The organism is Streptomyces sp. NPDC060028 (assembly GCF_042736725.1).
Lineage (GTDB): Bacteria > Actinomycetota > Actinomycetes > Streptomycetales > Streptomycetaceae > Streptomyces.
The window spans coordinates 1-23,726 of the sequence record NZ_JBHWVJ010000055.1 but is presented as its reverse complement, the minus strand read 5'-3'; the positions used below and the strand labels follow the sequence as shown (position 1 = coordinate 23,726).

The window sequence follows — 23,726 nt, the reverse complement described above, 5'->3', positions numbered from 1 at the left end:
CGGCACCTCGCTGCGTTGTCGGAACGCCCGAATACGCCCAGTATGGGGGCGCCCCTCCGCCTTGCGATGCACCGCATCTGACGCCGTGCGCTGATCCACCGGGGACTACGGGACAGCCCTTAGTGCAGACCGGCCGGCCGGGCCTCGGCGGGCGCCGCGCAGGCGGCGGGGGTGGCGACGGAGGCCTTCACGGGCGCCGGCCTGCGCCGGGTCATGCGGCGGACGTCCGGGACGGCGAGGACCGCGGCGGTGACGACGACCACCAGGACCGCGCAGCCCCAGAGGGCGGACGTGCGGCCGACGGCGTTTTCCACGGGGCCCGCGACGGCCGTGGCCAGCGGGAGCATCGAAACCGAGCCGAACCAGTCGTAGGCGGACACCCGCGAGAACTTGTCCTCCGGGATCTCCTGGTGCATGGTCGTCATCCAGTTCACGCCGAACACCTCGATGGCGGCGCCGCTCACGAACATCACCGCGCACAGGCCCCACACCGGCAGCGGCACCGCCAGCCCCGCCGACGGGAGCGCCAGCGGGAACACGCAGAGCGTCCCCACCAACAGCAGCCGGCGCGGCTTCCACAGCATCATCAGCACGGCCCCGGCGATGGTGCCGATGCCGAAGAAGGCCAGTGCCAGGCCCCAGGGAGCCGGGCCGCCCAGCCGGTCCCGGGCGACCAGCGGCCCGTAGACCGCCTCGGCGGCGCCGACGACCGCGACGACGACGGAGAACTGGAGCACGATGCTCCACAGCCAGGGCCGGGTCCTGACCTCCACCCAGCCCTCGCGCAGATCGGCCAGCAGGCCGCCGGCGGGGGCCCGCTCGGCGGCATGGCCGACGTCGAGGAAGGCGCGCAGGGCGCCGGCGACGGCGAAGGCGGCCGCGTCCACGGCCAGCACCCAGCCGGGCCCCATCGCCGCGATCATGGCTCCGCCCAGGGCGGCGCCGCCGATGCCCGCGCCGTTCATCGCCATGCGGAACAGGGCGAAGGCGCGGTTGGAGTGCTCCCCGGAGACGCTGGAGAGCAGCATGCCCTCGGCGGCCGGGTTGAAGAAGGCGGTACCGGTGCCGCACAGCGCGGTGAGCAGCATCATCTGCCACAGCTGCGGGTCCCCGGCGAGGACGAGCACGGCGAAGGCGGCTTGCGAGAGGCAGTTCAGGGCGTTGGCCGCGACCATCACGTGATGCCGCGGCAGCCGGTCGGCGAGGGCGCCGCCGATGAGCAGGAAGAGGACGAGCGGCAGGGTGCGGGCGGCGGCCACCAGGCCCACGTCCCCGCCGGACCCGCCGGCCTCCAGTACCGCGAAGGCGGCCGCGATGAGCGCTCCGTGGCTGCCGAGGTTCGTCACGACCGCGGCGCCCGTCAGGAGGGTGTAGTTGCGGCCGGCCCATGGGGGCCGGCGGCGGCGCGGCGCGGACGTACGGTCGGCGGAGGCGGGGGGAGAACTCACCCCCGGACTATCCCCGCCCCGGGCCGGGAATCCAAACGGATATCCGGCCCAGGGGGGTCTCGGCGGGGGATCAGCCCGTGGTGAGGCGGACCGTGCTCAGGATCTTCTCGTAGGTCTCCTGCGGGACCTCGCCCTGGACGCCGGCGGCGCCGAAGAGGATCCAGCTGGAGAAGTCACCGTTGGCGGTCTTGAAGCTGAAGGCGATGGACTTGCCGTCGGAGGAGCACTTGTTCTCCTTCGGCAGACCGCTCACGGTCGCGGTCGCCATGTGCCCCTTGAGACCGGAGGCGGTGGTGTACTCCTTGGCGGCGGTCACCTTGGTCGTGCCCTTGGGCGCCTTCTGCGCGTACGCGGCGAAGGCCCAGTTGCCGGCCTCGTTGTAGGCGGCCTCCGCGGTGTCCTTGGCGCCCTGGCCGCCCTTGGTCCCGGTGCCGGCCAGCGCGGTCTTCTCCTCGCTGCCGTTCATGTCGGAGTCGACCTTGCACCACTCTTCCTTGAGGCGGGCGGGGGCCGACATCATGACGACCGCCGAGCCGTCGTTCTTGTTCTCGTCCTCGAAGCCGATGGACATCCCGGAGGTCAGGACGTTCCACTCCGGCGGGACGTCGAAGGCGGTGCCGTACTTCGGGTTGACGACCACCTTCCAGCCCGCGATGACCGGCTTGACGTCACCGCCGGCACGCGGGTTGGAGCTCGGGGCGGCCGGCGCCGCCGAGCCGGAGGAGGCGGGCGCCGAGGGGGAGGTGCTGGGCTTGTTGTCGGCCTCGTCGGCCGACTTGTCGTCCCGGGTCAGTACGAAGGTGCCGGTGGCGGCGGCCGCCACGACGACCGCCGCGGCCGCGACGATGGCCACGGTCCGGGTCGAGAAGGGGCTGCTGCCGCCGGCCGGCTTCGGGGCGGCCGGCTGCGCCGGGCCCCACTGCTGGACGGGAACGGTCGGGGGCTGCTGGTAACCCGGCTGCTGGGGGTACCCGTAGCCGGGCTGCTGCTCGCCGTACCCCGGCTGCTGCTGGTACGGGTTCGGCTGTCCCGGCTGCTGCTGGTACGGATTCTGGTGCGCGTCCTGGGGGTTCTGCTCGCCCCCGGGCGGCTGCTGCTGTCCTGGCCACATGGCCGGTAACGATAGTGGGAGGCGACGCGGGCATCCACGGCCGCCCCCTCCAGGTGGGGTTGAAGGTCCGGAGGCAGGTCCGGAGGCAGGCCCGGCGGAAGGTCTGGCCAAGGTATTTACTGGCGGGTAACATTGCGTCCCATGAGCGCAGACCAGATGAACGTGGGCGAACTGCTCGCCGCAACCGTGCCGATGGCCCGGACCCTGAACCTCCAGTTCCTGGAGACCACCCCCGAGCGCGCGGTCGTCCGGCTGCCGGACCAGCCCGACTACCACAACCACGTCGGCGGCCCGCACGCCGGAGCCATGTTCACCCTCGCCGAGTCCGCCAGCGGCGCCATCGTCCTGGCCGCCTTCGGCGACCAGCTCTCGCGCGCCGTGCCGCTGGCCGTGCGGGCGGAGATCGGCTACAAGAAGCTCGCCAAGGGCGTCGTCACGGCCACGGCCACCCTCGGCCGCCCGGCCGCCGAGGTCGTCGCCGAACTCGACGCGGGCGGCCGCCCCGAGTTCCCCGTCACCATCGCCATCCAGCGCGAGGACGAGGCCGTGACGGGCGAGATGACCGTCGTCTGGACCCTGCGCCCGAACGCGTAGGCAGACCCGGGCCGCGGCGATAGAGTCCCCCTCCGAGACTCCGACGACGATGGAGGGGGCAGCCGTGGCCCAGGGTGCGAAGGTCGCCATCAGCCTCGACGCCGAACTCGTGGTGGAGGTGATGGTCCTCGCCGGGATCGGCTCGCCCCAGGACGCGGTGGAGGCCGTCGTACGCGACTACATCGCGCGCGGCCACCGCACCGAGGCGCGGGTCCAGCTCCAAGGCGAGCTCCGGCAGGGCCGCGACGGAGTGCCGCAGCCGCCGCAGGGCTGAACCTGCGCGGTGCGGTGGCGCGTCAGAGCGGAGCCCCCGGGAGGGCGGCGCACAGTGGGCGGGGAAGCGGTCCGGCGCGGGCCGCTCCCGCCGACTGACGCCGATGCCGACGCCGCAGGGAGCCCCCATGAGCGAGGCCGTGTCCAGACGCCGCGCGCTGCGGCTGTTCGGGGCGGTCGGCGCCGCGCTCGGGACCGCGGGGTGCGTGGCCGAGGTTCCGCCCGGCGCGGGAGCACGCGCAGCCGCGGCGGCGGCCGCGCCCGGGGCGGGGCCCGGCAGCAGTGCGCGCCTCGACGCCCTTCTGGCGCGCCTCACCCTCGACGAGAAGACCTCCTTGCTGCACGGCGCGCCGGACCCGGCCCCGCTCGGCCAGGCCGGCTACGTGCCCGGCGTACCGCGCCTCGGCATCCCGCCGCTGCGGCTCGCCGACGGCGCCGCCGGGGTCAGGGTCGCCGAGCCGGCCACCGCACTGCCCGCGCCCGTGATGCTGGCCTGCGCCTTCGACCCGGCGCTGGCCCGCGAGTACGGCCGCGTCATCGGCCGCGAAGGCCGCGCGCTCGGCCAGGACGTACTGCTCTCGCCCATGGTCAACCTCATCCGCACCCCGTACGCCGGCCGGAACTTCGAGACCTTCGCCGAGGACCCCAAACTCACCGCCGACCTGGTGGCCGAGGTGGTCCGCGGGATCCAGGACGAGGGGCTCATCGCCACCGTCAAGCACTTCGCCCTCAACAACCAGGAGCAGGGCCGCGACACCGTCGACGTCGTCGCCGCCGAGCAGACCCTGCACGAGACCGAACTGCGCGGCTTCGAGGCCGCCGTGGCCGCCGGAGCCGGCGCGGTGATGGGCGCGTACAACAAGGTCAACGGCGTCTACGCCTGCGAGAGCAAGCCGCTGCTCGACGAACTGCTGCGCGGCCGCTGGGGGTTCGACGGCTGGGTGATGTCCGGCCGGGACGCCACCCACAGCACCGTCGCCGCCATCGGCGCGGGCCTCGACATGGAGATGCCCGGCGGCACCCACTTCGGCGGCCCCCTGCGCGACGCGGTGCGCGGCGGCACCGTGCCGCAGGCCTCCGTCGACCTCGCGGTACGCCGGATCCTGGCCACCATGGACCGCTTCGGGCTGCTGGCGGCCCGGCCCGCCGCCCGGCCCGCGCGGGAGCCGGCGGCGGGCGCCCGGGTCGCCCGCCGGGTCGCCACCGCGGGCGCGGTACTGCTGCGCAACGAGCACGCCACGCTGCCGCTCACCGGCGCGGCGGCCCGCTCGATCGCCGTGATCGGGCCCACCGGGCAGACCCCCTTCGTCAGCGGCGGCGGCAGCGCGCACGTGGTCCCGGACACCGCGGCCGCCCCGCTCGCAGCCATCCGGGCCCGCGCCGGCAACGGCTCGGCCGTGCACTACGCCGTCGGCGAGGACCTGTACGGGCGGCCGCTGCCGGCGAAGCTGCTGACGCCGGCCGCGGACCTGGACGACCGGGGCGTGGACGCCGGGCGCACCTGGAGCCACGAGGGCGAGTTCACCCTCGCGGCCGACGACGAGTGGACCCTGCTCGTGCACTACACGGGGCAGCGGCCGAGCGTACGGCTGGACGGGGCCGAGCTGTTCCCCGTCCGGCAGGGCGTGGCCGAGTACTTCGCCGGCGGACTGCTCGGTTCCGCGCCCGACGGGCTGACCGTGCGCCGCCGCACCCTCGCGCTCAAGGCGGGCGTCCACCGGCTCGCCGTCACCGCCGAGGGCGGGACGAAGGGGCAGCGGTTGCGGCTCCGGCACACCACGAAGGCCGGCCGGGCCGCGGATCTGGCCGAGGCCGTGCGCACCGCAGGGTCGGCCCGGAGCGTGGTGCTGTTCGCGTACGAGGACGCCACCGAGGGCAGCGACCGCGACTCGCTCGGGCTGCCGGGCGGGCAGGCCGCGCTGATCGAGGCCGTGGCCGCGGCCAACCCGCGTACCACCGTCGTGCTCAACACCTCCTCCAGTACGACGATGCCGTGGCTCTCCCGTACCGGAGCGGTCCTTCAGATGTACTACCCGGGCCAGGAGGGCGCGGGCGCCACCGCCGACATCCTCTTCGGCGACGTGGACCCGGGCGGCCGGCTGACCCAGACCTTTCCGGCCGACGAGCTCGCCACCCCGGTCGGAGGGGATCCGCTGCGCTATCCGGGGGTGGGCGGCCGGCAGGAGTACGGCGAGGGCGTCCACGTCGGCCACCGCTGGTACGACGCGCAGCACGTGGCGCCGCTGTTCCCCTTCGGGCACGGGCTCTCGTACACGACGTGGGAGTACGAGAAGCTGACGGTCCGGCCCGAGCACGGCGGGCTGCGCGTGGAGTTCACCGTCCGCAACACGGGGCGCCGCAAGGGCACCGAGGTGGCCCAGGTGTACGTCGGCCCGTCCCCGGAGCTGAGGCTCGACCAGCCGGTGCGGGCGCTGGCCGGCTACCGGCGGCTCACGCTCGGGCCGGGCCGGGCGCAGCGGGTCATCCTCGACATCTCACCGCGGACGCTGTCGTCCTGGGATCCGGAGCAGCACGCGTGGGTGCTGGGTTCAGGCCGTCGCGAGGTGTTCGCGGGCCGTTCCTCCCGCGAACTCCCGCTGAAGGCAAAGGCTGTGGTGGCGAGCAGATAAGCTGCCCGTTCCGCAGGCGACGACTCGGGAGGACGTACCGGTGCACATCCAGGAATGGCTGGAGACGATTCCGGCGGTCAGCATTTATCTCCTGGTGGGGCTGGTCATCGGGCTGGAGAGCCTCGGCATCCCGCTGCCGGGCGAGATCATCCTGGTGAGCGCCGCGCTGCTGGCCTCCCAGAACGGGGAGATCGACCCCGTGGTCCTGGGGATCTGCGCGACGGCCGGGGCCATCATCGGCGACTCGATCGGCTACGCGATCGGGCGCAAGGGCGGGCAGCCGCTGCTGGACCGGCTGGGCCGGCGGTTCCCCAAGCACTTCGGGCCGGACCAGGTGGCGGTGGCGGAACGCTCCTTTGACAAGTGGGGCATGTGGGCCGTCTTCTTCGGGCGGTTCGTGGCCCTGCTGCGGATCTTCGCCGGGCCGCTGGCGGGGGTGCTGCACATGCCGTACTGGCGCTTCCTGATCGCGAACATCCTCGGCGGCATCCTGTGGGCCGGCGGTACGACGGCCGTCATCTACACGATCGGGATCGTCGCGGAGCCGTGGCTGAAGGGCTTCTCCTGGGTGGCGCTGGCCGTGGCCCTGCTGTTCGGCCTGGCGGTGACCGTGATGGTCCGCAGCCGCATGAAGAAGGCGGCCAAGACGGCCGCACCGGCGGTTCTGGTCGACTGATCGCCTGCCGGGTCGCCGAGCGGGTCGCCGAGCGGGTCGGAGGCCGGGGCGGGGGCTTCCCCCCACCCCGACCGGCGCCGTCGGGGGCTACTCGGCCGGGGCGAACGCCGCGCGGTGCTGCTTGGCCAGTTCGAGGTACATGGCGGCATTGAGCTTGAGGCCCTCGCGCTCCTCCTCGGACAGCTCGCGCCGCACCTTGGCCGGGACGCCCGCGACGAGCGAGCCCGGCGGGACGACCATGCCCTGCGGGACCAGTGCCTGGGCCGCCACCAGGGAGCCGGCGCCGATCACCGCACCGTTCAGGACGGTCGCGCCCATGCCGATCAGGCAGTCGTCCTCGACCGTGCAGCCGTGCACGACCGCGTTGTGGCCGATCGATACCCGCTCGCCGATGGAGACCGGGAAGCCGGGGTCCACGTGGATCGTGCAGTTGTCCTGCACGTTGCTGTCGGCGCCGAGCACGATCGGTCCGCAGTCGGCGCGCAGCACCGCCGAGTACCAGACGCTCGCGCCCGCGGCCAGGGTGACGTCGCCGATCACCACGGAGGTGGGCGCCGTGAACGCCTCGGGGTCGATGGCCGGGTTCTTCCCGCCCACGCCCGCCACGAGTGCCTGCGCCGCGTGCTGCGTCATGTTTGTCTTCCTCTGCTCTCGCGTCGTGCGTCCTGCGGTTGTCGCGCCCCCACGCACGGTAGGGCACGCGGCCACCCGCCCCGGCGATGGGGTGAAGATCACAGGAGCGCGATCCGGACCGCCGCCGCCCCGCGCACTACCGTGGCCGGGTGCCGAAGAACCAGAACACGTTCTCATCCCTGACCGCCCTGCGCCGTCGGCTCGCCAACCGCGCCGTGCACGCGGGCTGGCAATGGATGCAGCGGGCCGGCGCCGTGACCGCGCAGACCCCCGGACGGCTGCGGTTCGGCGCGATCGGGCACGGTACCCGGCTCGCCTTCCCGCAGGGCACGGTCTTCGGCGATCCGTGGATCCGGCTGGGCGACCACTGCATCATCGGCGAGCAGGTCACGCTCACCGCCGGGATGATGCCGGACCTCGACCTCGGCGCCGAACCCGTCCTGGTCCTCGGCAACGGCGTGGTGATCGGCCGCGACAGCCATGTGATCGCGGACACCCGGATCACCATCGGCAACGACACCTTCTGCGGCCCCGGGGTGTACATCACCTCCACCAACCACAGCTACGACGACCCGCACGAGCCCGTCGGCAAGCAGTGGCCCCGCAGCGCCCCGGTGGAGATCGGGCCGGGCTGCTGGCTCGGCACGGGCGCCGTGATCCTGCCCGGGGCGCGGCTCGGCCGCAACGTCGTGGTGGCCGCAGGGGCCGTCGTACGGGGCGAGGTGCCCGACCATGCCGTGGTGGCGGGGGCGCCGGCCCGGATCGTACGCCGCTGGGAACCCGAGACGGGCTGGCAGCCGCCGCTGCGCTCCCCGGCTCCCGTGCCGATTCCCGACGGGGTCACGCCGGACCAGCTGCGCGCGCTGGCGCAGCTGTCGGAGGCGGAACAGCGCGGCGGGGCCTCCTAGTGCGGTGAACCTTTCCGGCCACAGCTCTAGACCCCTTGGCCGAGCGTCGGGATCTCGATCGCCGGGCAGCGGTCCATGACCATGTCCAGACCGGCCGCGCGGGTGCGCTCGAAGGCGGCCTCGTCGACCACGTTGAGCTGGAACCAGACGGCCTCCGCCCCCGCGGCCACCGCCTCGTCCGCGACCGTCCCGGCCAAGGCGCTGTTCACGAAGACGTCCACCACGTCCACCTTGAAGGGGATCGCCTCCAGCGACGGGTACCCCTGCTCGCCGTGGACCGTCTCGGCCTTCGGGTGCACGGGAACCACGCGCTTGCCGTACCGCTGGAGCACCCGGGCCACGCCGTACGCCGCCCGGTCCCGGTTGTCGGACAGGCCCACCACGGCCCAGGTGTCGCCGAGCTCGGTGAGGATCTTGCGGATGGTTTTCGGATCGCCGTACACGGTGCCGCCTCCTGCTGCTCTGGTCTGCGTCGCAGCGGGAACAACCGAAAAGACACATGTCCGATTCCCCGTAGGGTGGAGCGGTGAAGGCAGACCAGTACGTGACGGTGGCCCGCGAGGGTGTGCACGAGTCCGAGATCAACCGCTCGCGGTTCCTCTGCGCGCTCGCGCCCGCCGCGACCGAGCAGGAGGCGCAGGAGTTCGTTGCGCGCATCCGCAAGGAGCACCCCACCGCCACGCACAACTGCTTCGCCTACGTCATCGGCGCCGAAGCCTCCGTCCAGAAGGCCAGTGACGACGGCGAGCCCGGCGGCACCGCCGGGGTCCCGATGCTCCAGATGCTGATGCGCCGCGACATCCGGTTCGCGGTCGCCGTCGTCACCCGCTACTACGGGGGCGTGAAGCTCGGCGCCGGCGGGCTGATCCGGGCCTACGGGGGCGTCGTCGGCGAGGCCCTCGACGCGCTCGGCACCGTCACCCGCCGCCGTTACCGGCTGGCCACCGTCACCGTCGACCACCAGCGGGCCGGCAAGACCCAGAACGACCTGCGCTCGACGGGCCGCACCGTGGTGGACCTGCGCTACGGGGCCGCCGTGGAGATCGAGGTCGCCCTCCCGGAGGCCGATCTGCCCGCCTTCGAGGCCTGGCTCGCCGACAGTACGGCCGGCAGCGCCACCCTCACCCTCGGCGGGGAGACCTACGCGCCCTGAGCCTGTGGAGCGGGCCGAGGGGGCCCGGGGACGCGTTAGCGTAGAGGGGCTCAGGGTTCGGCAGGGCTCAGGGTTCGGGTTCGGCAGGGTTCGTTCGCAGGGTTGTTCAGCAGGGGGAGACGGTATGCGCGGCGGAGCCGGCGAGTGAAGTTCCTGCACACCTCCGACTGGCACCTGGGCCGCTCCTTCCACCGCGTGAACCTGCTCGCCGCCCAGGCCGCCTTCATCGATCACCTCGTCGAGGCGGCCCGGGAGCACGAGGTCGACGCCGTCCTGGTCGCCGGTGACGTCTACGACCGTGCCGTGCCCCCGCTGCCCGCCGTCGAGCTCTACGACCAGGCCCTGCACCGGCTCGCCGACCTCGGCGTGCCCACCGTGATGATCTCCGGGAACCACGACTCCGCCCGCCGCCTCGGCGTCGGGGCCGGGCTGATCGGGCGGGCCGGGATCCACCTCAGGACCGACCCGGCCGGCTGCGCCGACCCGGTCGTGCTGGCCGACGTACACGGCGAGGTGGCGCTGTACGGGCTGCCGTACCTGGAACCGGCCCTGGTCAAGGACGAGTTCGGCGCGGCCAAGGTCAGCCACGAGGCCGTCCTGGGCGCGGCCATGGACCGGATCCGGGCCGACCTGGCCGGCCGCGCGCCCGGCACCCGCTCCGTGGTCCTCGCCCACGCCTTCGTCACCGGCGGGCAGGCCAGCGACAGCGAGCGCGACATCACCGTCGGCGGGGTCGAGGCCGTGCCCGCAGCCGTCTTCGACGGGGTGGACTACGCGGCCCTCGGCCACCTCCACGGCTGCCAGACGATCAACGAACGGGTGCGCTACTCCGGTTCCCCGCTCGCCTACTCCTTCTCCGAGGCCGACCACCGCAAGAGCATGTGGCTGATCGAGCTCGGCGCGGCCGGTGAGATCGTGCGCGCCGAGCGCGTCGACACCCCCGTGCCCCGCCGGCTCGCCCGGCTGCGGGGGCGGCTCGAGGCACTGCTGGAGGATCCGGCGCACGCCCCGTACGAGGACTGCTGGGTCGAGGCCACCCTCACCGACGCCGTCCGGCCCGAGGACCCCATGGCGAAGCTCGCCGTCCGCTTCCCGCACACCCTGGCGCTCGGCTTCGACCCCGAGGGCCGCGAGGAGGACGGCGGGACCAGCTACGCCCAGCGCCTCAAGGGCCGCAGTGACCAGGAGATCGCCGAGGACTTCGTCAGCCACGTGCGCGGCGGCGGCTTCGCCGACGAGGCCGAACGGGCCGTGCTGCAGGGCGCCTTCGACGAGGTGCGGGCCGACGACAGCCGGCAGGAGACCCACCGATGAGGCTGCACCGGCTGGCCGTCACCGCCTTCGGTCCCTTCGCCCGGCCCCAGGAGGTCGACTTCGACGCGCTGTCCGGCGCCGGGATCTTCCTGCTGCACGGGCCCACCGGAGCCGGCAAGACCTCCGTCCTCGACGCCGTCTGCTACGCCCTGTACGGATCGGTGCCCGGGTCCCGTCAGGCCCCCGGCACCAGCCTGCGCAGCGACCACGCCGCCTCCGACACCCCGACCGAGGTCACCCTCGAACTCACCGCGGGCGGGCGGCGCCTGGAGATCACCCGGCGCCCGGAGCAGGACCGGCCCAAGAAGCGCGGCACCGGGACGACGAAGGACAAGGCGCAGAGCCGGCTGCGGGAGTACGACGGGGAACGCTGGCTCGCGCTCAGCCGTTCCCACCAGGAGATCGGTGAGGAGATCGAGCAGCTGCTCGGCATGAGCCGCGAGCAGTTCTGCCAGGTCGTGCTCCTGCCCCAGGGGGAGTTCGCGCGCTTCCTGCGGGCCGACGAGGTGGCGCGCGGCCGGCTGCTGGGCCGGCTGTTCGACACCCGGCGCTTCGCCGCCGTCGAGACCCTGCTCGGCGAGCGCCGCCGCGCCGCCGAGGCCAAGGTCCGCGCCGGCGACGAGAAGGTGCTCTCCACCGCCCAGCGGCTCGCCCAGGCCGCCGGGGACAGCGCCGATCTGCGGGCCTGGCCGCTGCCCCGCCACCAGCCGGGCGACCCCGGGCTTGCCGACGCGGTCCGCGCCTGGGCGGCCGTCGCCCGCTGCGCCGCCCGGGAGCGGCTGGCCGTCGCGGAGTACGCGCTGGCCGCCGTCGAGGGACGGTACGCCGCCGCCCGGCGGGCCGCCGAGGAGGCGCGGGAGCTGGACCGGTTGCAGCGCCGCCGCGCGGAGACGGCCCGCCGCTCCGCGCTGCTCGCCGAGGCGGGCCCCGAGCGGGAACGGGTGCGCGGCCTGCTCGACCGGGCCCGGCGCGGCGCCCTGGTGGCCCCTGCCCTGGAGCTGCGCGGAGCCGCGGCCGCCGGGCACATGGCCGCCGCGCACGCGGAGACGCTCGCCCGGGCGCAGCTCCCGCCGGCGCTCGCCGAGGCGGGTACCGAGCACCTGGCTGCCGTGGAGCAGCGGCTGCGCGAGGACCTCGGAGCCCTGGGCGCCGCCCACCGGGCCGAGCAGCGCAGCGCCGAGATCGGCCGCGAGCGGGCCACCCTGGAGCGGGAGGTCCGCGCCGCCGAGGAGCAGCACCAGGAGTCCGCCGAGTGGCTCGGCCGCTGGGAGGCCACCCGCGCCGCGCTTGCGGAGCGGGTGGACGCCGCCCAGCAGGCCGCCACCCTGGCCGAGCAGCTCGCCGGCAAGCTGGAGCCCGCCCGGCTGCACCTGACCGCCGCCCGGCGGCGCGACGAGCTGGACGCCGCCGCGGAGCGCACCTCGGGCGAACTGCTCTCCGTACGCGAGGAGTCGACCGCCGCCCGGGAGCGCTGGCTGGAGCTGAAGGAGGCCCGGCTGCGCGGGATCGCCGCCGAACTCGCCGAAGCGCTGGTGGCGGGGGAGCCGTGCACGGTCTGCGGGTCCGCGCAGCACCCCGCTCCGGCCCGGCCGGCCCCCGGACACGTGGACCGGGCCGCCGAGGACGCGGCGCACGCCCGCTACGAGCAGGCCGAGGAGCGCCGGGCCACCGTCGAGGGCGAGCTGGCCGCGGTGCGCCAGGCCCGCGCCGAGGCCGCGGCCGCCGCCGGGGACGCCACCACCGGGGAACTCCTCGCCCTGACCTCGGAGCTGAGTTCCCGGCACGCCGCCGCCCACGCCGCGGCCGCGGGACTGCACGCCGCCCGCGAGCAGCTCGCCCGCGCCGAGCGGGAGCACGCCGCGCGCAGCTCCGACTGGCAGGGCGCCGAGCGCCGGGCCGCCGCCCGGGCCTCCCAGCGCGAGGCCCTGGACCGCGAACAGGCCTCGCTGGAGGCGGAGCTGGCCCTGGTGCGCGGGGACGAGCCCAGTGTCGCCGCCCGCGCCCGGACCCTGGAGGACCGGGTCCGGATGGTCACCTCGGCCGCCACCGCGCTGCGCCGCGCCGAGACCACCGCCGCCCGGCTCAAGGAGGCCGACGACCAGTTGGCCGACGCCGCCTTCCGGGCGGGCTTCGACACCACCGACGCCGCGGCCGACGCGGTGCTCCCGGAGTACGAACGCACCGCCCTCCAGCACCGGCTGGACGCCTGGCAGGCCGAGGAGGCCATGCTGGCCGACCGGCTCGGCGAGAGCGACACGGCCGTCGCCGCGGCCTTGCCGCCCGCCGAGCCGGACGCCGCCGAGGCGTACGCGCAGCAGGCCGCGGCGAAGCTGCGTACCGCCGGCTCCGCCGTGGACGCCGCCCGGGTCCGCTGCGCCGAACTCGACCGGCTCTCCCGCCAGGCCGAGCAGGAGCTGCGCGCCCTGGGCCCGCTGCGCGAGGCGTACGAGCGGGTGGCCCGGCTGGCCGGACTCACCGCGGGCACCTCCGCCGACAACGAGCGCAAGATGCGGCTGGAGGCGTACGTCCTGGCGGCCCGCCTGGAGCAGGTCGCGGCCGCGGCGACGGTCCGGCTGCTGCGCATGTCCGGCGGCCGCTACACCCTGGTCCACTCCGACGCCAAGGCGAGCGGACGCGGCCGCTCCGGGCTCGGGCTGCACGTGGTGGACGCCTGGACCGGCAGCGAGCGGGACACCGCCACCCTCTCGGGCGGCGAGACCTTCTTCGCCTCTCTCGCGCTCGCGCTGGGCCTGGCCGACGTCGTCACCGACGAGGCGGGCGGCATGCGGCTGGACACGCTCTTCATCGACGAGGGGTTCGGCAGCCTCGACGACCAGGCGCTGGACGAGGTGCTCGACGTACTGGACTCGCTGCGCGAACGGGACCGCAGCGTCGGCATCGTGAGCCACGTCGCCGACCTGCGCACCCGCGTCCAGGCCCAGTTGGAGATCGTCAAGCAGCGCGGCGGCTCGGTGGTGCGCCATCGCGCCGCGGGGGTCACGGACTGAGCGGTCGCCGGGACAGCGGGGAGGAGTACACGATGCTGGTGGTCACCGGGCCGAGGCCGGAGATCCGGCCGGTGACCTCTTCCAGGTGTGCCATCGAGCGGGCGGCGACCTTGAGCACGAAGCAGTCGTCCCCCGTGACGTGATGGGCCTCCAGGATCTCGGAGGTGGCCTCCAGGAAATCGTGGAACGGCTTGTAGTTGCCGTGCGGATAGCGCAGCCGCACCAGCGCGAGGATGGCCTTGCCCAGCTTCTCGTGGTCGACCACGGCCGTGTAGCCGGTGATGATGCCGACCTCCTCCAGCCGGCGGACCCGCTCGGTGACGGCGCTGGCGGACATGGACACGGCGCGCGCGAGCTCGGTGAAACTGGCGCGGCCGTCCTGCTGGAGGGCCGCCAGGATCCGCCAGTCGGTGGCGTCAGGGGAATAACCGGTCATGCCGCAGGTCTAGCAGGGGATTCCCCGGATGAACAAGGGAAAGGCCGGGGAAATCCACTTCCCGAGATGATCAACACTTCGTAGATTTCCAGTCATGACGACGACACGGCCGCAGACCACCGAAGCGGGCTCCGCCCCCGCCATCTCCGCCAACCCCGTGCTCCGGGTCCCCCCGGCCGCACCCGCCGCGGCAGCCGCCTACTTCGCGGCCGGCCTCGCCTTCCACGCGGACGTCTCGGATGTCGCCGCCGCCTTCAAGGCCCACCGCGAGCAAGGCGTGGAGCTCGGCTTCCAGCTGATCGACTCCCGCTCCACCCCGTCCTGGGACCAGGCGCACGTGCCCGGCGCGATCCACCTGCCCACCGCCCTCATCCCCGAGCAGGCCGAGCGGCTCCTCGACAGGGACGTACCCGTGGTGACGTACTGCTGGGGGCCGGGCTGCAACGGAGGCGCCCGCTCCGCCCTGGCCCTGGCCCGGCTCGGCTTCCAGGTCAAGGAGATGCTCGGCGGCATCGAGTACTGGATCCGCGAGGGCTTCGAGGTCGCGACCTGGGAGGGCAGCCGGCAGCGGACCGAGGCCGACCCGCTGACCGCGCCCACCGACTCCGACGACTGCGGCTGCTGAACCGCCGCCCGCCCGAACGGGCCGCCCGCTCCCCTCGGGGAACGGGCGGCCCGCCGTGGCGTGCACCCGGGCTCGGGGCCCGGACCGGACTCAGAGCTTCGACAGCTCGTCCACCAGGTCGTCCAGCCCCAGCGAACCCTGGGACAGCGCCGCCATGTGCCACGCCTTGAGGTCGAAGGACTCGCCGTGCGCGGCGCGCGCGTTGTCCCGGCCCAGCAGCCACGCGCGCTCGCCGAGCTTGTAGCCGATCGCCTGGCCCGGCATCGACAGGTAGCGGGTCAGCTCGCTCTCGATGAAGTCCGCGGGGCGGCCGCTGTGCAGGCCGAAGAACTCCTGCGCCAGGTCCACCGTCCACTTCTCGCCCGGGTGGAAGGGCGAGTCCGCCGGGATCCGGAGATCCAGGTGCATGCCGATGTCCACGATGACCCGCGTGGCGCGCATCATCTGGCAGTCCAGGTAGCCCAGCCGCTGCTCGGCGTCCTTGAGGTAGCCCAGTTCGTCCATCAGCCGCTCGGCGTACAGCGCCCAGCCCTCGGCGTTGGCGCTGACGAGGCCCACGCTCGCCTGGTAGCGGGAGAGCTGGTCCGCGACGTGCGTCCACTGCGCGAGCTGGAGGTGGTGGCCCGGAACGCCCTCGTGGTACCAGGTGGAGACCAGGTCGTATACCGGGAAGCGGGTCTGGCCCATGGTCGGCAGCCAGGTGCGCCCCGGACGGGAGAAGTCCTCGGAGGGGTTGGTGTAGTACGGGGCCGCGGCGCCGCCCGGAGGGGCGATCCGGGACTCCACCCGCTTCACCCGCTCGGCGAGCTCGAAGTGCGTGCCGTCGAGGTTCTCGATGGCCTCGTCCATGATGCCCTGCAGCCAGGCCTGGACCTCGTCGACGCCCTCGATGTGGGTGCCGTGCTCGTCCAGGTGCCCCAGCGCCTCCCAGGGGCCGGCGCCCGGCAGGATCTTGGCCGCCTCGGTCTTCATCTCGGCGAGCAGCCGGTGGTATTCCGCCCAGCCGTAGGCGTACGCCTCGTCCAGGTCCAGGTCCGTGCCGTTGAAGTAGCGCGACCAGCGGGCGTAGCGCTCGCGGCCCACCGGGTCGGGCTGCCCCTGGACGGCCGGGGCGTAGACCTCGGTCATCCAGTCGCGCAGCTCGGCCACCGCGGCGGTGGCGCCGGCGGCGGCGGCGTCGAGCTCCGCGCGCAGGGAGTCGGGGCCGCGGGAGGCGAAGTCCTCGAAGAAGGCGGTCCCGTCGCTTCCGTCGGCGTCCCGGCCGGTCCAGGCGGTGAGCTGCTCGATCATGGTGGCGGTGGGGCGCGGGCCGCCGTACAGGCCGCGGTCCAGGCCCAGACGCAGGCTCTCGCGGTATCCGGTGAGGGCGGCCGGCACGGCGCGCAGCCGCTCGGCGATGGCGGCCCACTCCTCGTCGGTGTCGGCCGGGGTCAGGGTGAAGACCTCACGGACCGAGTGCACGGGGGAGTGGATGTTGCTGACCGCGCGCAGGTCCTCGTCGGCCTCGATGACGGCGAGTTCCGCGTTGAGGCGCTCGCGCAGCAGGCGGCCGCAGCGGCGCTCGACGTCGCTGTCCGCGCCCGGCAGGCGCTCGGCGGCGTCGAGGCGGGCGAGGGTGGTGCGGTTCAGCTCGGCGATCGCGGCGCGGCCGGCCGGGGAGTAGTCCGGGAGCCTGCCCGAGCTCGCCGCGACACCGAGATAGGTGCCCGTGATCGGGTCGAGGGTGATGAGGTCGTCGACGTAGGCGTCCGCGACCTGGCGGGGCAGGCGCGTGGCTTCGGTGCTGTCGCTGTGGTGGGTCTGTGACATGCGGTCATCTTCGTACGGGGGACGGGTCCGCGTCATCAGCGTTTGGCGTCAACCTGCTGACGTGGGCGGGAGCAGGGGGCCGCAGTCCCACTCCTGGAAGATCAATCTGGTTTCGACACGGGCGACTTCGCGCCGCGAGGTGAACTCGTCGAGGACCAGCCGCTGGAGTTCGGCGGGATCGGAGACGGCGACGTGCACGAGGTAGTCGTCCGGCCCGGTGAGGTGGAAGACCGCCCGCGAGGCGGGCAGCGAGCGGACCCGGTCGACGAACGGCCCGATCAGCTCCCGGCGGTGCGGGCGCACCTGCACGAGGAGCAGCGCCTCCAGCCCGCGGCCGAGCTTGGCCGGATCCAGCTGGAGCCGGTTGCCCAGGATGATCCCGGAGCGGCGCATGCGCGCGACCCGGTCCAGGCAGGTGGAGGCGGCGATCCCGACCTCGGCGGCCAGATCGCGGTACGTGGTCCGGGCGTCGTTCTGCAGAAGCCGCAGAATCTGCAGATCGACCGGATCCAGATGGACGGATTCGGACATTGGCCGAACGTAGCACGGCATTTTCCCCTCACAACCGGACCGGCCCGCAAAGTACCGGCCATGGAGACGAACGCCCAGACCGCACGACGGTCGCTGGCCACCGAAGCAGTGCACGCCGGACGCGAGGATCTCGCGCGGCTCGGACTGCACGCGCCTCCGCTCGACCTGTCGACGACCTACCCGTCGTACGACAGCCGGGCGGAGGCCGCTCGTATCGACGAGTTCGCCACCACCGGAGCCCGCCCGGAGGGGCCGCCGGTCTACTCCCGGCTGGACAATCCCACCACTGCCCGGTTCGAGACCGCCCTGGCCCGTCTCGAAGGCACCGAGAGCGCCGTCGCCTTCGCGAGCGGGATGGCCGCGCTGACCGCCACCCTGCTGGTCCGCGGCGCCATGGGCCTGCGGCACGTGGTCGCCGTACGGCCCCTGTACGGGTGCAGCGACCACCTCCTCGGCAGCGGGCTGCTGGGCACCGAGGTGACCTGGGTGGATCCCGCGGGCATCGCGGACGCCATCCGGCCGGACACCGGACTGGTCATGATCGAGTCGCCCGCCAACCCGACCCTCGCGGAGATCGACCTGCGGGCCGCCGCGTACGCCTGCGGGGAGGTGCCGCTGCTGGTCGACAACACCTTCGCGACGCCGGTCCTGCAGCGGCCCGTGGAGAGCGGTGCCCGGCTGGTGCTGCACAGCGCCACCAAGTACCTCGGCGGCCACGGCGACGTGCTCGGCGGGGTCGTGGCCTGCGACGAGGACTTCGCCCGCAAGCTGCGCCAGGTCCGCTTCGCGACCGGCGGTGTGCTGCATCCGCTCGCCGCGTACCTGCTGCTACGAGGCCTCTCGACGCTCCCGGTCCGGGTACGGGCGGCCTCCGCGAGCGCCGCCGAACTGGCCGGGCGCCTCGCCGCCGACCCGCGGGTGCTGCGCGTGCACTACCCGCGGATCGGCGGGGCCATGGTCGCCTTCGAGACCGCCGGCGATCCGCACGAGGTGATCGCCGCGGTCCGGCTGATCACCCCGGCGGTCAGCCTGGGCAGCGTGGACACCCTCATCCAGCACCCGGCCTCCATCAGCCACCGGATCGTGGCCGAGGGCGACCGCCACGCCTCGGGCGTGAGCGACCGGCTGCTGCGGATGTCGGTCGGGCTGGAGGACGTGGACGACCTGTGGGCCGACTTGGACCAGGCGCTCAGCGCTGGTGGTTGCGGGGCTGCTCGCGAGGGAGCTCACGAGGAAGCTCGTACGGCAGCCGCGAGCTGACCGGGGTCGCGTCCAGCCGGGCCGTGATCACCAGGGTGCCCTCCTCGATCTGGTAGTCGAGGGGCAGGCCGAGACCGCGCATGGCGGCGACCATGCCGGTGTTCGAGGCCTGGGTGACGGCGTACACACTGTCGCACCCGGCCTCGACGGCCATCGAGAGCAGGCGGCCGAGCAGCTCGGTGCCGATGCCCCGGCGCTGCCAGTCGTCCTCGATCAGCAGCGCGACCTCGGTCTCGTCCCCGTCCCACAGCAGGTGGCCGAGGGCGACGAGCTTGCCGGAGGCCGTCGTGGCCGCCAGCGTGCGGCCGAAGCGGGGGCTCAGCAGGTGGCCGAGGTAGCGGTCGGCGTCGAGGACCGGGCCGTGGTAGCGCAGCGACAGCGTGCGGTCGGAGCAGCGGTCGTGCATCGCGCGGGCCGCCGCCTGGTCGGATCCGTCGGCCCGGCGGATGGTGATCTCGTTGCCCTCGGGCAGGGTCAGCACGTCCTGGCTGCGCGGTACGCGGGGGCCGAGACGGGCGTCGAGTTCCACGAGGGCGCGAGCGCGGGCGAACTCGGTCGGGGTGAAGGGCAGGTAGGGCCGCTCGACGGTGATCGCGCCGCCCGAAGGGTCGCGCAGCCGCATGACGGTGGCTTCCAGGACGCCCTCGACGGGGGCGTCCGCGCCGGAGTTGGGGCGGCCGGAGAGCGTGGTCGCCGGGATCGAGTGGATGGTGCAGCGGCCGAGCAGCTGGCGCAGCGCGAGCGGGAGCTCGGCGGCGTCGAGCGCGGTGCGCGTGGCCAGGCCGAGGACGCGGGTCGGGGTGTCGACGAGGTCGTGGGCGTCGGCGCGCTCGATCCAGGTGCTGTGCCCGCCGGCACCGGCGATGGCCCGGCTGAGCTCGGCGGAGGGCAGCTGCTGCGGGGCGCGCAGCAGGAACTCGTCCACCGTGCCGCCCTCGGGGAGCGGGTGCGTCTGGAGGGTCAGGATGTCCACGCCGCCCCGGGCGAGAGCGGTGCAGATCGCGGCGAGGCTGCCGGGCTCGTCCCGTACGGTCGTGCGCATCCGCCACAGGGCGCTGGTGGCCGCGGTCGCCGACGGGGACCCGGCCGGGGTTCCGGTCGGGGCGGGAGCCGTCGGCGTGCCCGTATCGGAGGGGGCTGTGCTCAGCGGCGGCGGCGCATGGCTGTGGCGGCGGGCCCACCAGGTGTGGAACGCCGCCGTCACGAGCAGCGCGACGGCCGAGACGACCAGCAGGATCGGGCCGCTCGGACCGTGCACGACGAGATTGGCGATGCCGTCGGCGACCGCGACGGCGCAGAACAGGGCGGCCAGTTCGACGACGTCGCGGCGCCAGTGGTGACGGTGGTTGCGGTGGGGCTGCCCGGAGCGCTGAGAGCGCTGGGGGCGATGGGCGGAGGCATGAAGGCGGTCAGTCATGCAGACCACTGTGACCCAGGGGTGTTGCGTGATCACGAACGGTCTGTGACCGACTGGTTAAGTATCCATCTGGCCGATTCACCCTGTTTTCGGCCTGATTTCCCTACTGGCCCACGCGGCCCGGCTGCAGCGAGCGCGTGAAGAGTACGCCGTCTCCCTGGCGCCGCAGCCGGACGGTGAGCTCTCCACTGCCCCCGTCGATCTCGACCTCGCCGTAGTACGGAGGGTTCTCCGACGGCGACATGTTGGCGAGCGGCGCGGACTGGACGTACGCGGTCTCCGGGCCGAAAGTGGCGTCGAGCTTCCCGGCGGGGAAGGCGCCCGCGCCGACGGGGCCCGAGACGAACTCCCAGAAGGGAGCGAAGTCGCGGAACGCGGCGCGCTCGGGCACGTAGTGGTTGGCGGCCGTGTAGTGGACGTCGGCGGTGAGCCACAGGGTGCCGGTGATGCGCTGGTGCTTGATGTGGCGCAGCAGCTCGGCGATCTGGAGCTCACGGCCCAGCGGGGCGCCGGGCTCGCCCTGGGCGACGGCCTCGAAGTCCGTGGCCCCGTCGGCGACGACGATGCCGAGCGGCATGTCGGCGGCGATGACCTTCCAGGTGGCGCGGGAGCGGGACAGCTCGCGCTTGATCCAGGCCAGTTGCTCGGGGCCGAGGATGCCGATGGGGTCCTCGGTCTGGCGGCCGGGGGAGTTGGCGTCGCGGTAGGTGCGCATGTCGAGCACGAACACGTCGAGCAGCGGCCCGTACCGCATCACGCGGTACATCCGGCCCTCGGTGCGGCCGCCGCGCAGGTCGGTGACGGGGAAGTACTCGCCGAAGGCCTGACGGGCCCGGGCGGCCAGTGTGTCCACGTCCCGCACGGTGTAGCGGGGGTCGTCGATCACCTGGCCCGGGTACCAGTTGTTGCGCACCTCGTGGTCGTCCCACTGGGCGAGGACGGGCACCTGGGCGTTGAATCCGCGCAGATTGCGGTCGAGCAGGTTGTAGCGGAAGTTCCCGCGGAACTCGGCGAGGGTCTCGGCGACCTTCGACTTCTCCTCGGTGGTCACGTTGTGCCAGGTGCTGCCGTCGCGCAGGGGCACGGAGGCCTGGATCGGCCCGTCGGCGTAGATGGTGTCCCCGCTGAAGAGGAAGAAGTCGGGGTCGCGCAGCCGCATCTCCTCGAAGACGCGGTAGCCCCCGAGGTCGGGGTTGATGCCCCAGCCCTGGCCGGCCAGGTCCCCGGACCACAGGAAGCGCACGTCGCGGGAGCGGGAGACGGGGGTGGTGCGGAAGGTGCCGTGCACCGGCTCGCCGGTGCGGCGCGGGTCGTCGGGGTCGCACAGGACCACCCGGTAGTGGATCTGACGGCCGGGCGGGAGTTCGCGCAGCGTGGTGGTGCCCGTGAAGTCGGTGGCGGGACCGAGCAGCGGGCCGCGGTGGTGGCGCACGCCGTAGCGGAACGACTCGCTCGGGGAGGTGTCCACGTACATCCGCGCGGGCCGGTCGGAGCGGGTCCAGACGGTGGCGGAGTGGGCGGTGATCTCGCCGGACTGCACGCCCCAGGGTGCGCCGGGGCGGCCGGAGCGGGTGAAGGCGGGGACGGGGACGTGCGCTTGACCGGGTGCGGCCGGCGCGGGGGCGGCCAGCGCGGGTGCGGCGAAGGCACTGGACAGGGCGAGGCCGACCGGAACGGCGAGGGAACCGCCGAGCAGGGAGCGTCGGGTGTGCGGCAGCGGGGGCATCGGTGCGTCTCCAGGGGCCGGCGGGGACGGGCCGGACCAGTGTGCCGCCGCACACCGGCCCGCCCGCGTCGGCCACGCGAACCGCGGATGAACGAGAGCGGACGCGAGTGGAGGGGTGGTGAGACGGCGTCAGAGCGCGGCCGCACCCGATGAGTTGCGCTGCCGGGTCGTGTCCAGGATGACGCGGGAGACCAGCGCCGGGTCGTCGTTCATCGGCACGTGACCGCACCCCGGGAGCCGCACCAGGCGGGCGCCGGGGATCACGTGCTTGGCCCGGACGCCCTGGCGGGGCAGGAGGAGCCGGTCGCGGGCGCCCCAGGCGATGGTCACCGGCAGCCCGGGCACGTCGTCGGTGAACCGTACGGAGCCGCCTGCCGCCAGGGTCTCCTCGAAGCCGGTGGCGTCGCGCAGGGCGAGCGTTTCGGCGACCACGGCCTCGGCGGAGCGGCGGCCCGGGCGGGCGTAGATGGTGCCGGTGAGCGCGACCCGGCCGGCGGCGCTGCGCGAGAGCCGTTCCAGGGCGGGGCGGGGCAGCGCCCGGGACCCGGCGCGCATCGCGCGCAGGGCGGTGAAGGCGTAGCGGCGCTCGCCCTCGGTCCAGAACCCGGCGGGGGAGAGGGCGGTCACCGAGCGGACGAGGTTGCTCCGGCCCATCTCGAGCGCCAGCAGCCCGCCGAGGGAGTTGCCCGCGACGTGCGGGCGCTCGACGCCGAGCGCCGCGCAGAGCGCGCCGAGGGCCGGCGCGACGGTGCCGAGACCGTACGGGACCCCGTGCGGCAGCGGCTGCGAGACGCCGAAGCCCGGCAGGTCGACGGCGATCACGTCGTGCTCGGCGGCCAGGATGTCGGTCACCGGGTGCCAGGCCTGGAGGTGATGGCCGATCCCGTGCAGCAGGAGGAGCGGTTCGCCCGCGCCCTTGCGCTCGTACGCGGCGGTGGCGGTGCGGGGGCCGAGCGGCGAATCGATCGTGAAGGAGACCGTGGCGGTCATGCTGCTCCTCGTCGGTGGGGCGGCGGTGGGTGTCTTGCGAGACAGGGTGTCAGTAGCCCTGCTGCCTGGCTACTGCCCGGTAGCCCCCGGTGCCAAGCATGCGGGACGCCTTGGGGGAGATCGCGAACATCCCGTGAACGGCTCGATACATATGCCCGATCTGCCCGGCAAAGGGATGAGCATTGGTCTTGACCAAGGGGGTGCGTAGTCCTATCGTCACGAGGGATAGTGCAGGAACCTTTAATAAACAAAGGCGCGGAACTGCCGCTGGAACACGGCGATTGCGGCGATTGCAGGAGGAGTCAGGGTGGGGACCACGCAGCTCGAATCGGTGCCGGAGCCGAAGTACTGGCACCTCAAGACCGTCCTCAGCGAGGCGCTCGACCAGGATTTCGCCGTCGGCGAGGTGCTGCCGAACGAGCGTGAGCTCGCCGCCCGCTTCGGTGTCGCCCGCGCGACCCTGCGCCAAGCGCTGGAGCAGCTGGAGCTCGAGGGCCGTCTGCAGCGCCGGCGCGGCGTGGGCACGACCGTCGCCCCGCCGCGGGTGGGCGTGGCCGTCGGCAGCGCGCAGCACGGCTGGCCCGGCGAGGGCACCGACGGCTGGGAGGCCGTGGACGCGACGGAGGCCGTGCCCTCCGCGGCCGCCGTCCGGGGGCTCCTCGGCACCGCTGCCGACCAGCCCGTGCACACCGTTCGCCGGACCCGCGTGACGCAGGGTCAGCCCGTCGCCGCCGAGCTGCTGTACGTACCGGCCGCCTCCGTCTCCGGGCTCTCCGCCATCGACGCCTTGGCGGGACCCGCGCGCGCCCGCGCCGTCCTGCGGGAGCTGCAGCGGCTCGTCCTCGACGGGCAGGACCGCTCGGTCGAGCTCGGCTCGGCCCGCGCGGACGACGCCAAGGAGCTGGACCGCCTGCCCGGCGCCCCGGTGCTCCTCGTCACCACCCGCTACTTCACGGCCGCGGGCACGGCCGCCGTCTCGGTGGCCACGTACCGCGCGGACACCTGCCGCCTGACCTTCGCAGACACGGGCGACGTCGAGATAACACACGACGCCCGCGTGGCCTCCTGACCCCGCCGCCCCCCAGCCCCGCCGGCGTTTAAGGCCCGGGGCCCGGGGCGCAACCCCATCAGCGCCGCCGCGCTCGCGCCCGCCGCCGCCCGGCACCGCGCCCGACACCGGCGGC

At 73.9% G+C, this 23,726-nt stretch carries 21 protein-coding genes; 11 read left to right on the top strand and 10 right to left on the bottom strand.

What is annotated here, in order from left to right; genetic code table 11:
- Positions 1-119: 119 nt before the first annotated feature.
- On the bottom strand, positions 120-1,448 hold the full coding sequence (locus ACFWBF_RS24880; protein WP_385605736.1) for an MFS transporter: 1,329 nt from the start codon (positions 1,446-1,448) through the stop codon (positions 120-122).
- 70 nt (positions 1,449-1,518) lie between these two features.
- A complete protein-coding gene (locus ACFWBF_RS24875; protein WP_385605734.1) occupies positions 1,519-2,559 on the bottom strand; it encodes a hypothetical protein in 1,041 nt (346 codons plus the stop codon).
- Between the two features lie 141 nt (positions 2,560-2,700).
- Between ACFWBF_RS24875 and ACFWBF_RS24870 the strand changes: the two genes are divergently transcribed.
- From ACFWBF_RS24870 to ACFWBF_RS24855, 4 genes are all read left to right on the top strand, one after another.
- On the top strand, positions 2,701-3,153 hold the full coding sequence (locus tag ACFWBF_RS24870; protein ID WP_327363359.1) for a DUF4442 domain-containing protein: 453 nt from the start codon (positions 2,701-2,703) through the stop codon (positions 3,151-3,153).
- Positions 3,154-3,202: 49 nt separating this feature from the next.
- Positions 3,203-3,427 (top strand): DUF2191 domain-containing protein, encoded by a 225-nt coding sequence (locus ACFWBF_RS24865; protein ID WP_385605732.1) that lies wholly within the window; start codon positions 3,203-3,205, stop codon positions 3,425-3,427.
- 127 nt (positions 3,428-3,554) lie between these two features.
- The gene (locus ACFWBF_RS24860; RefSeq protein ID WP_385605730.1) at positions 3,555-6,056 is read left to right on the top strand and encodes a beta-glucosidase; all 2,502 of its coding nucleotides are present in this window, start codon (positions 3,555-3,557) and stop codon (positions 6,054-6,056) included.
- A gap of 40 nt (positions 6,057-6,096) precedes the next feature.
- Positions 6,097-6,732 carry a DedA family protein gene (locus tag ACFWBF_RS24855; RefSeq protein WP_385605729.1) on the top strand — a complete coding sequence of 212 codons (636 nt, stop codon included), beginning with the start codon at positions 6,097-6,099 and terminating at the stop codon, positions 6,730-6,732.
- A gap of 87 nt (positions 6,733-6,819) precedes the next feature.
- Here ACFWBF_RS24855 and ACFWBF_RS24850 read toward each other — a convergent pair whose 3' ends face one another.
- Positions 6,820-7,365: a gamma carbonic anhydrase family protein gene (locus ACFWBF_RS24850; RefSeq protein WP_385605727.1), complete on the bottom strand. Its 546-nt coding sequence runs from the start codon at positions 7,363-7,365 to the stop codon at positions 6,820-6,822.
- Positions 7,366-7,514: 149 nt separating this feature from the next.
- Between ACFWBF_RS24850 and ACFWBF_RS24845 the strand changes: the two genes are divergently transcribed.
- Positions 7,515-8,273, top strand: coding sequence for an acyltransferase (locus ACFWBF_RS24845; protein WP_385605726.1), 759 nt, complete (start codon positions 7,515-7,517; stop codon positions 8,271-8,273).
- A 26-nt stretch (positions 8,274-8,299) separates the two neighbouring features.
- On the opposite strand, the gene ACFWBF_RS24840 is transcribed toward ACFWBF_RS24845, so the two are convergent.
- Positions 8,300-8,716 carry a CoA-binding protein gene (locus tag ACFWBF_RS24840; RefSeq protein WP_385605724.1) on the bottom strand — a complete coding sequence of 139 codons (417 nt, stop codon included), beginning with the start codon at positions 8,714-8,716 and terminating at the stop codon, positions 8,300-8,302.
- A gap of 83 nt (positions 8,717-8,799) precedes the next feature.
- Between ACFWBF_RS24840 and ACFWBF_RS24835 the strand changes: the two genes are divergently transcribed.
- From ACFWBF_RS24835 to ACFWBF_RS24825, 3 genes are all read left to right on the top strand, one after another.
- A complete protein-coding gene (locus ACFWBF_RS24835) occupies positions 8,800-9,426 on the top strand; it encodes a YigZ family protein (RefSeq protein WP_385605722.1) in 627 nt (208 codons plus the stop codon).
- A 144-nt stretch (positions 9,427-9,570) separates the two neighbouring features.
- Positions 9,571-10,740, top strand: coding sequence for an exonuclease SbcCD subunit D (locus ACFWBF_RS24830; RefSeq protein ID WP_385605721.1), 1,170 nt, complete (start codon positions 9,571-9,573; stop codon positions 10,738-10,740).
- Entirely contained in the window at positions 10,737-13,748 is a 3,012-nt protein-coding gene (locus tag ACFWBF_RS24825) for an AAA family ATPase (protein WP_385605720.1), read from the top strand. Before ACFWBF_RS24830 ends, ACFWBF_RS24825 begins: the two co-directional genes overlap by 4 nt.
- On the opposite strand, the gene ACFWBF_RS24820 is transcribed toward ACFWBF_RS24825, so the two are convergent.
- Positions 13,738-14,184, bottom strand: a complete 447-nt coding sequence (locus ACFWBF_RS24820) for an Lrp/AsnC family transcriptional regulator (RefSeq protein ID WP_385226348.1) — start codon at positions 14,182-14,184, stop codon at positions 13,738-13,740. The genes ACFWBF_RS24825 and ACFWBF_RS24820 overlap by 11 nt on opposite strands.
- A gap of 94 nt (positions 14,185-14,278) precedes the next feature.
- Here ACFWBF_RS24820 and ACFWBF_RS24815 point away from each other — a divergent pair, with 94 nt between their 5' ends.
- The gene (locus tag ACFWBF_RS24815; RefSeq protein WP_385605718.1) at positions 14,279-14,809 is read left to right on the top strand and encodes a rhodanese-like domain-containing protein; all 531 of its coding nucleotides are present in this window, start codon (positions 14,279-14,281) and stop codon (positions 14,807-14,809) included.
- A gap of 90 nt (positions 14,810-14,899) precedes the next feature.
- Here the strand turns inward: ACFWBF_RS24815 and ACFWBF_RS24810 are convergent, their stop codons facing one another.
- Entirely contained in the window at positions 14,900-16,618 is a 1,719-nt protein-coding gene (locus ACFWBF_RS24810) for a DUF885 domain-containing protein (protein WP_385605716.1), read from the bottom strand.
- 48 nt (positions 16,619-16,666) lie between these two features.
- On the bottom strand, positions 16,667-17,149 hold the full coding sequence (locus ACFWBF_RS24805) for an Lrp/AsnC family transcriptional regulator (RefSeq protein WP_385605714.1): 483 nt from the start codon (positions 17,147-17,149) through the stop codon (positions 16,667-16,669).
- 60 nt (positions 17,150-17,209) lie between these two features.
- Here ACFWBF_RS24805 and ACFWBF_RS24800 point away from each other — a divergent pair, with 60 nt between their 5' ends.
- On the top strand, positions 17,210-18,409 hold the full coding sequence (locus tag ACFWBF_RS24800; protein WP_385605712.1) for a trans-sulfuration enzyme family protein: 1,200 nt from the start codon (positions 17,210-17,212) through the stop codon (positions 18,407-18,409).
- Here ACFWBF_RS24800 and ACFWBF_RS24795 read toward each other — a convergent pair.
- From ACFWBF_RS24795 to ACFWBF_RS24785, 3 genes are all read right to left on the bottom strand, one after another.
- Positions 18,339-19,826, bottom strand: coding sequence for a GNAT family N-acetyltransferase (locus ACFWBF_RS24795; protein ID WP_385605710.1), 1,488 nt, complete (start codon positions 19,824-19,826; stop codon positions 18,339-18,341). The two genes, ACFWBF_RS24800 and ACFWBF_RS24795, sit on opposite strands and share 71 nt — an antisense overlap.
- Positions 19,827-19,929: 103 nt before the next feature.
- A complete protein-coding gene (locus tag ACFWBF_RS24790) occupies positions 19,930-21,552 on the bottom strand; it encodes an alkaline phosphatase D family protein (RefSeq protein WP_385605709.1) in 1,623 nt (540 codons plus the stop codon).
- 129 nt (positions 21,553-21,681) lie between these two features.
- Positions 21,682-22,542 carry an alpha/beta fold hydrolase gene (locus ACFWBF_RS24785; protein WP_385605707.1) on the bottom strand — a complete coding sequence of 287 codons (861 nt, stop codon included), beginning with the start codon at positions 22,540-22,542 and terminating at the stop codon, positions 21,682-21,684.
- A gap of 307 nt (positions 22,543-22,849) precedes the next feature.
- Here ACFWBF_RS24785 and ACFWBF_RS24780 point away from each other — a divergent pair, with 307 nt between their 5' ends.
- Positions 22,850-23,611, top strand: coding sequence for a GntR family transcriptional regulator (locus tag ACFWBF_RS24780; RefSeq protein ID WP_385605705.1), 762 nt, complete (start codon positions 22,850-22,852; stop codon positions 23,609-23,611).
- The last annotated feature ends 115 nt before the right edge of the window (positions 23,612-23,726 follow it).

Bases quoted from the DNA above. Each gene is read 5' to 3' on its own strand.
- ACFWBF_RS24850 (WP_385605727.1), bottom strand. From the start codon at position 7,365: ATGACGCAGCACGCGGCGCAGGCACTCGTGGCGGGCGTGGGCGGGAAG.
- ACFWBF_RS24815 (WP_385605718.1), top strand. From the start codon at position 14,279: ATGACGACGACACGGCCGCAGACCACCGAAGCGGGCTCCGCCCCCGCC.
- ACFWBF_RS24865 (WP_385605732.1), top strand. From the start codon at position 3,203: ATGGAGGGGGCAGCCGTGGCCCAGGGTGCGAAGGTCGCCATCAGCCTC.
- ACFWBF_RS24795 (WP_385605710.1), bottom strand. From the start codon at position 19,826: ATGACTGACCGCCTTCATGCCTCCGCCCATCGCCCCCAGCGCTCTCAG.
- ACFWBF_RS24870 (WP_327363359.1), top strand. From the start codon at position 2,701: ATGAGCGCAGACCAGATGAACGTGGGCGAACTGCTCGCCGCAACCGTG.
- ACFWBF_RS24875 (WP_385605734.1), bottom strand. From the start codon at position 2,559: ATGTGGCCAGGACAGCAGCAGCCGCCCGGGGGCGAGCAGAACCCCCAG.
- ACFWBF_RS24800 (WP_385605712.1), top strand. From the start codon at position 17,210: ATGGAGACGAACGCCCAGACCGCACGACGGTCGCTGGCCACCGAAGCA.
- ACFWBF_RS24805 (WP_385605714.1), bottom strand. From the start codon at position 17,149: ATGTCCGAATCCGTCCATCTGGATCCGGTCGATCTGCAGATTCTGCGG.
- ACFWBF_RS24785 (WP_385605707.1), bottom strand. From the start codon at position 22,542: ATGACCGCCACGGTCTCCTTCACGATCGATTCGCCGCTCGGCCCCCGC.
- ACFWBF_RS24860 (WP_385605730.1), top strand. From the start codon at position 3,555: ATGAGCGAGGCCGTGTCCAGACGCCGCGCGCTGCGGCTGTTCGGGGCG.
- ACFWBF_RS24825 (WP_385605720.1), top strand. From the start codon at position 10,737: ATGAGGCTGCACCGGCTGGCCGTCACCGCCTTCGGTCCCTTCGCCCGG.
- ACFWBF_RS24790 (WP_385605709.1), bottom strand. From the start codon at position 21,552: ATGCCCCCGCTGCCGCACACCCGACGCTCCCTGCTCGGCGGTTCCCTC.
- ACFWBF_RS24810 (WP_385605716.1), bottom strand. From the start codon at position 16,618: ATGTCACAGACCCACCACAGCGACAGCACCGAAGCCACGCGCCTGCCC.
- ACFWBF_RS24820 (WP_385226348.1), bottom strand. From the start codon at position 14,184: ATGACCGGTTATTCCCCTGACGCCACCGACTGGCGGATCCTGGCGGCC.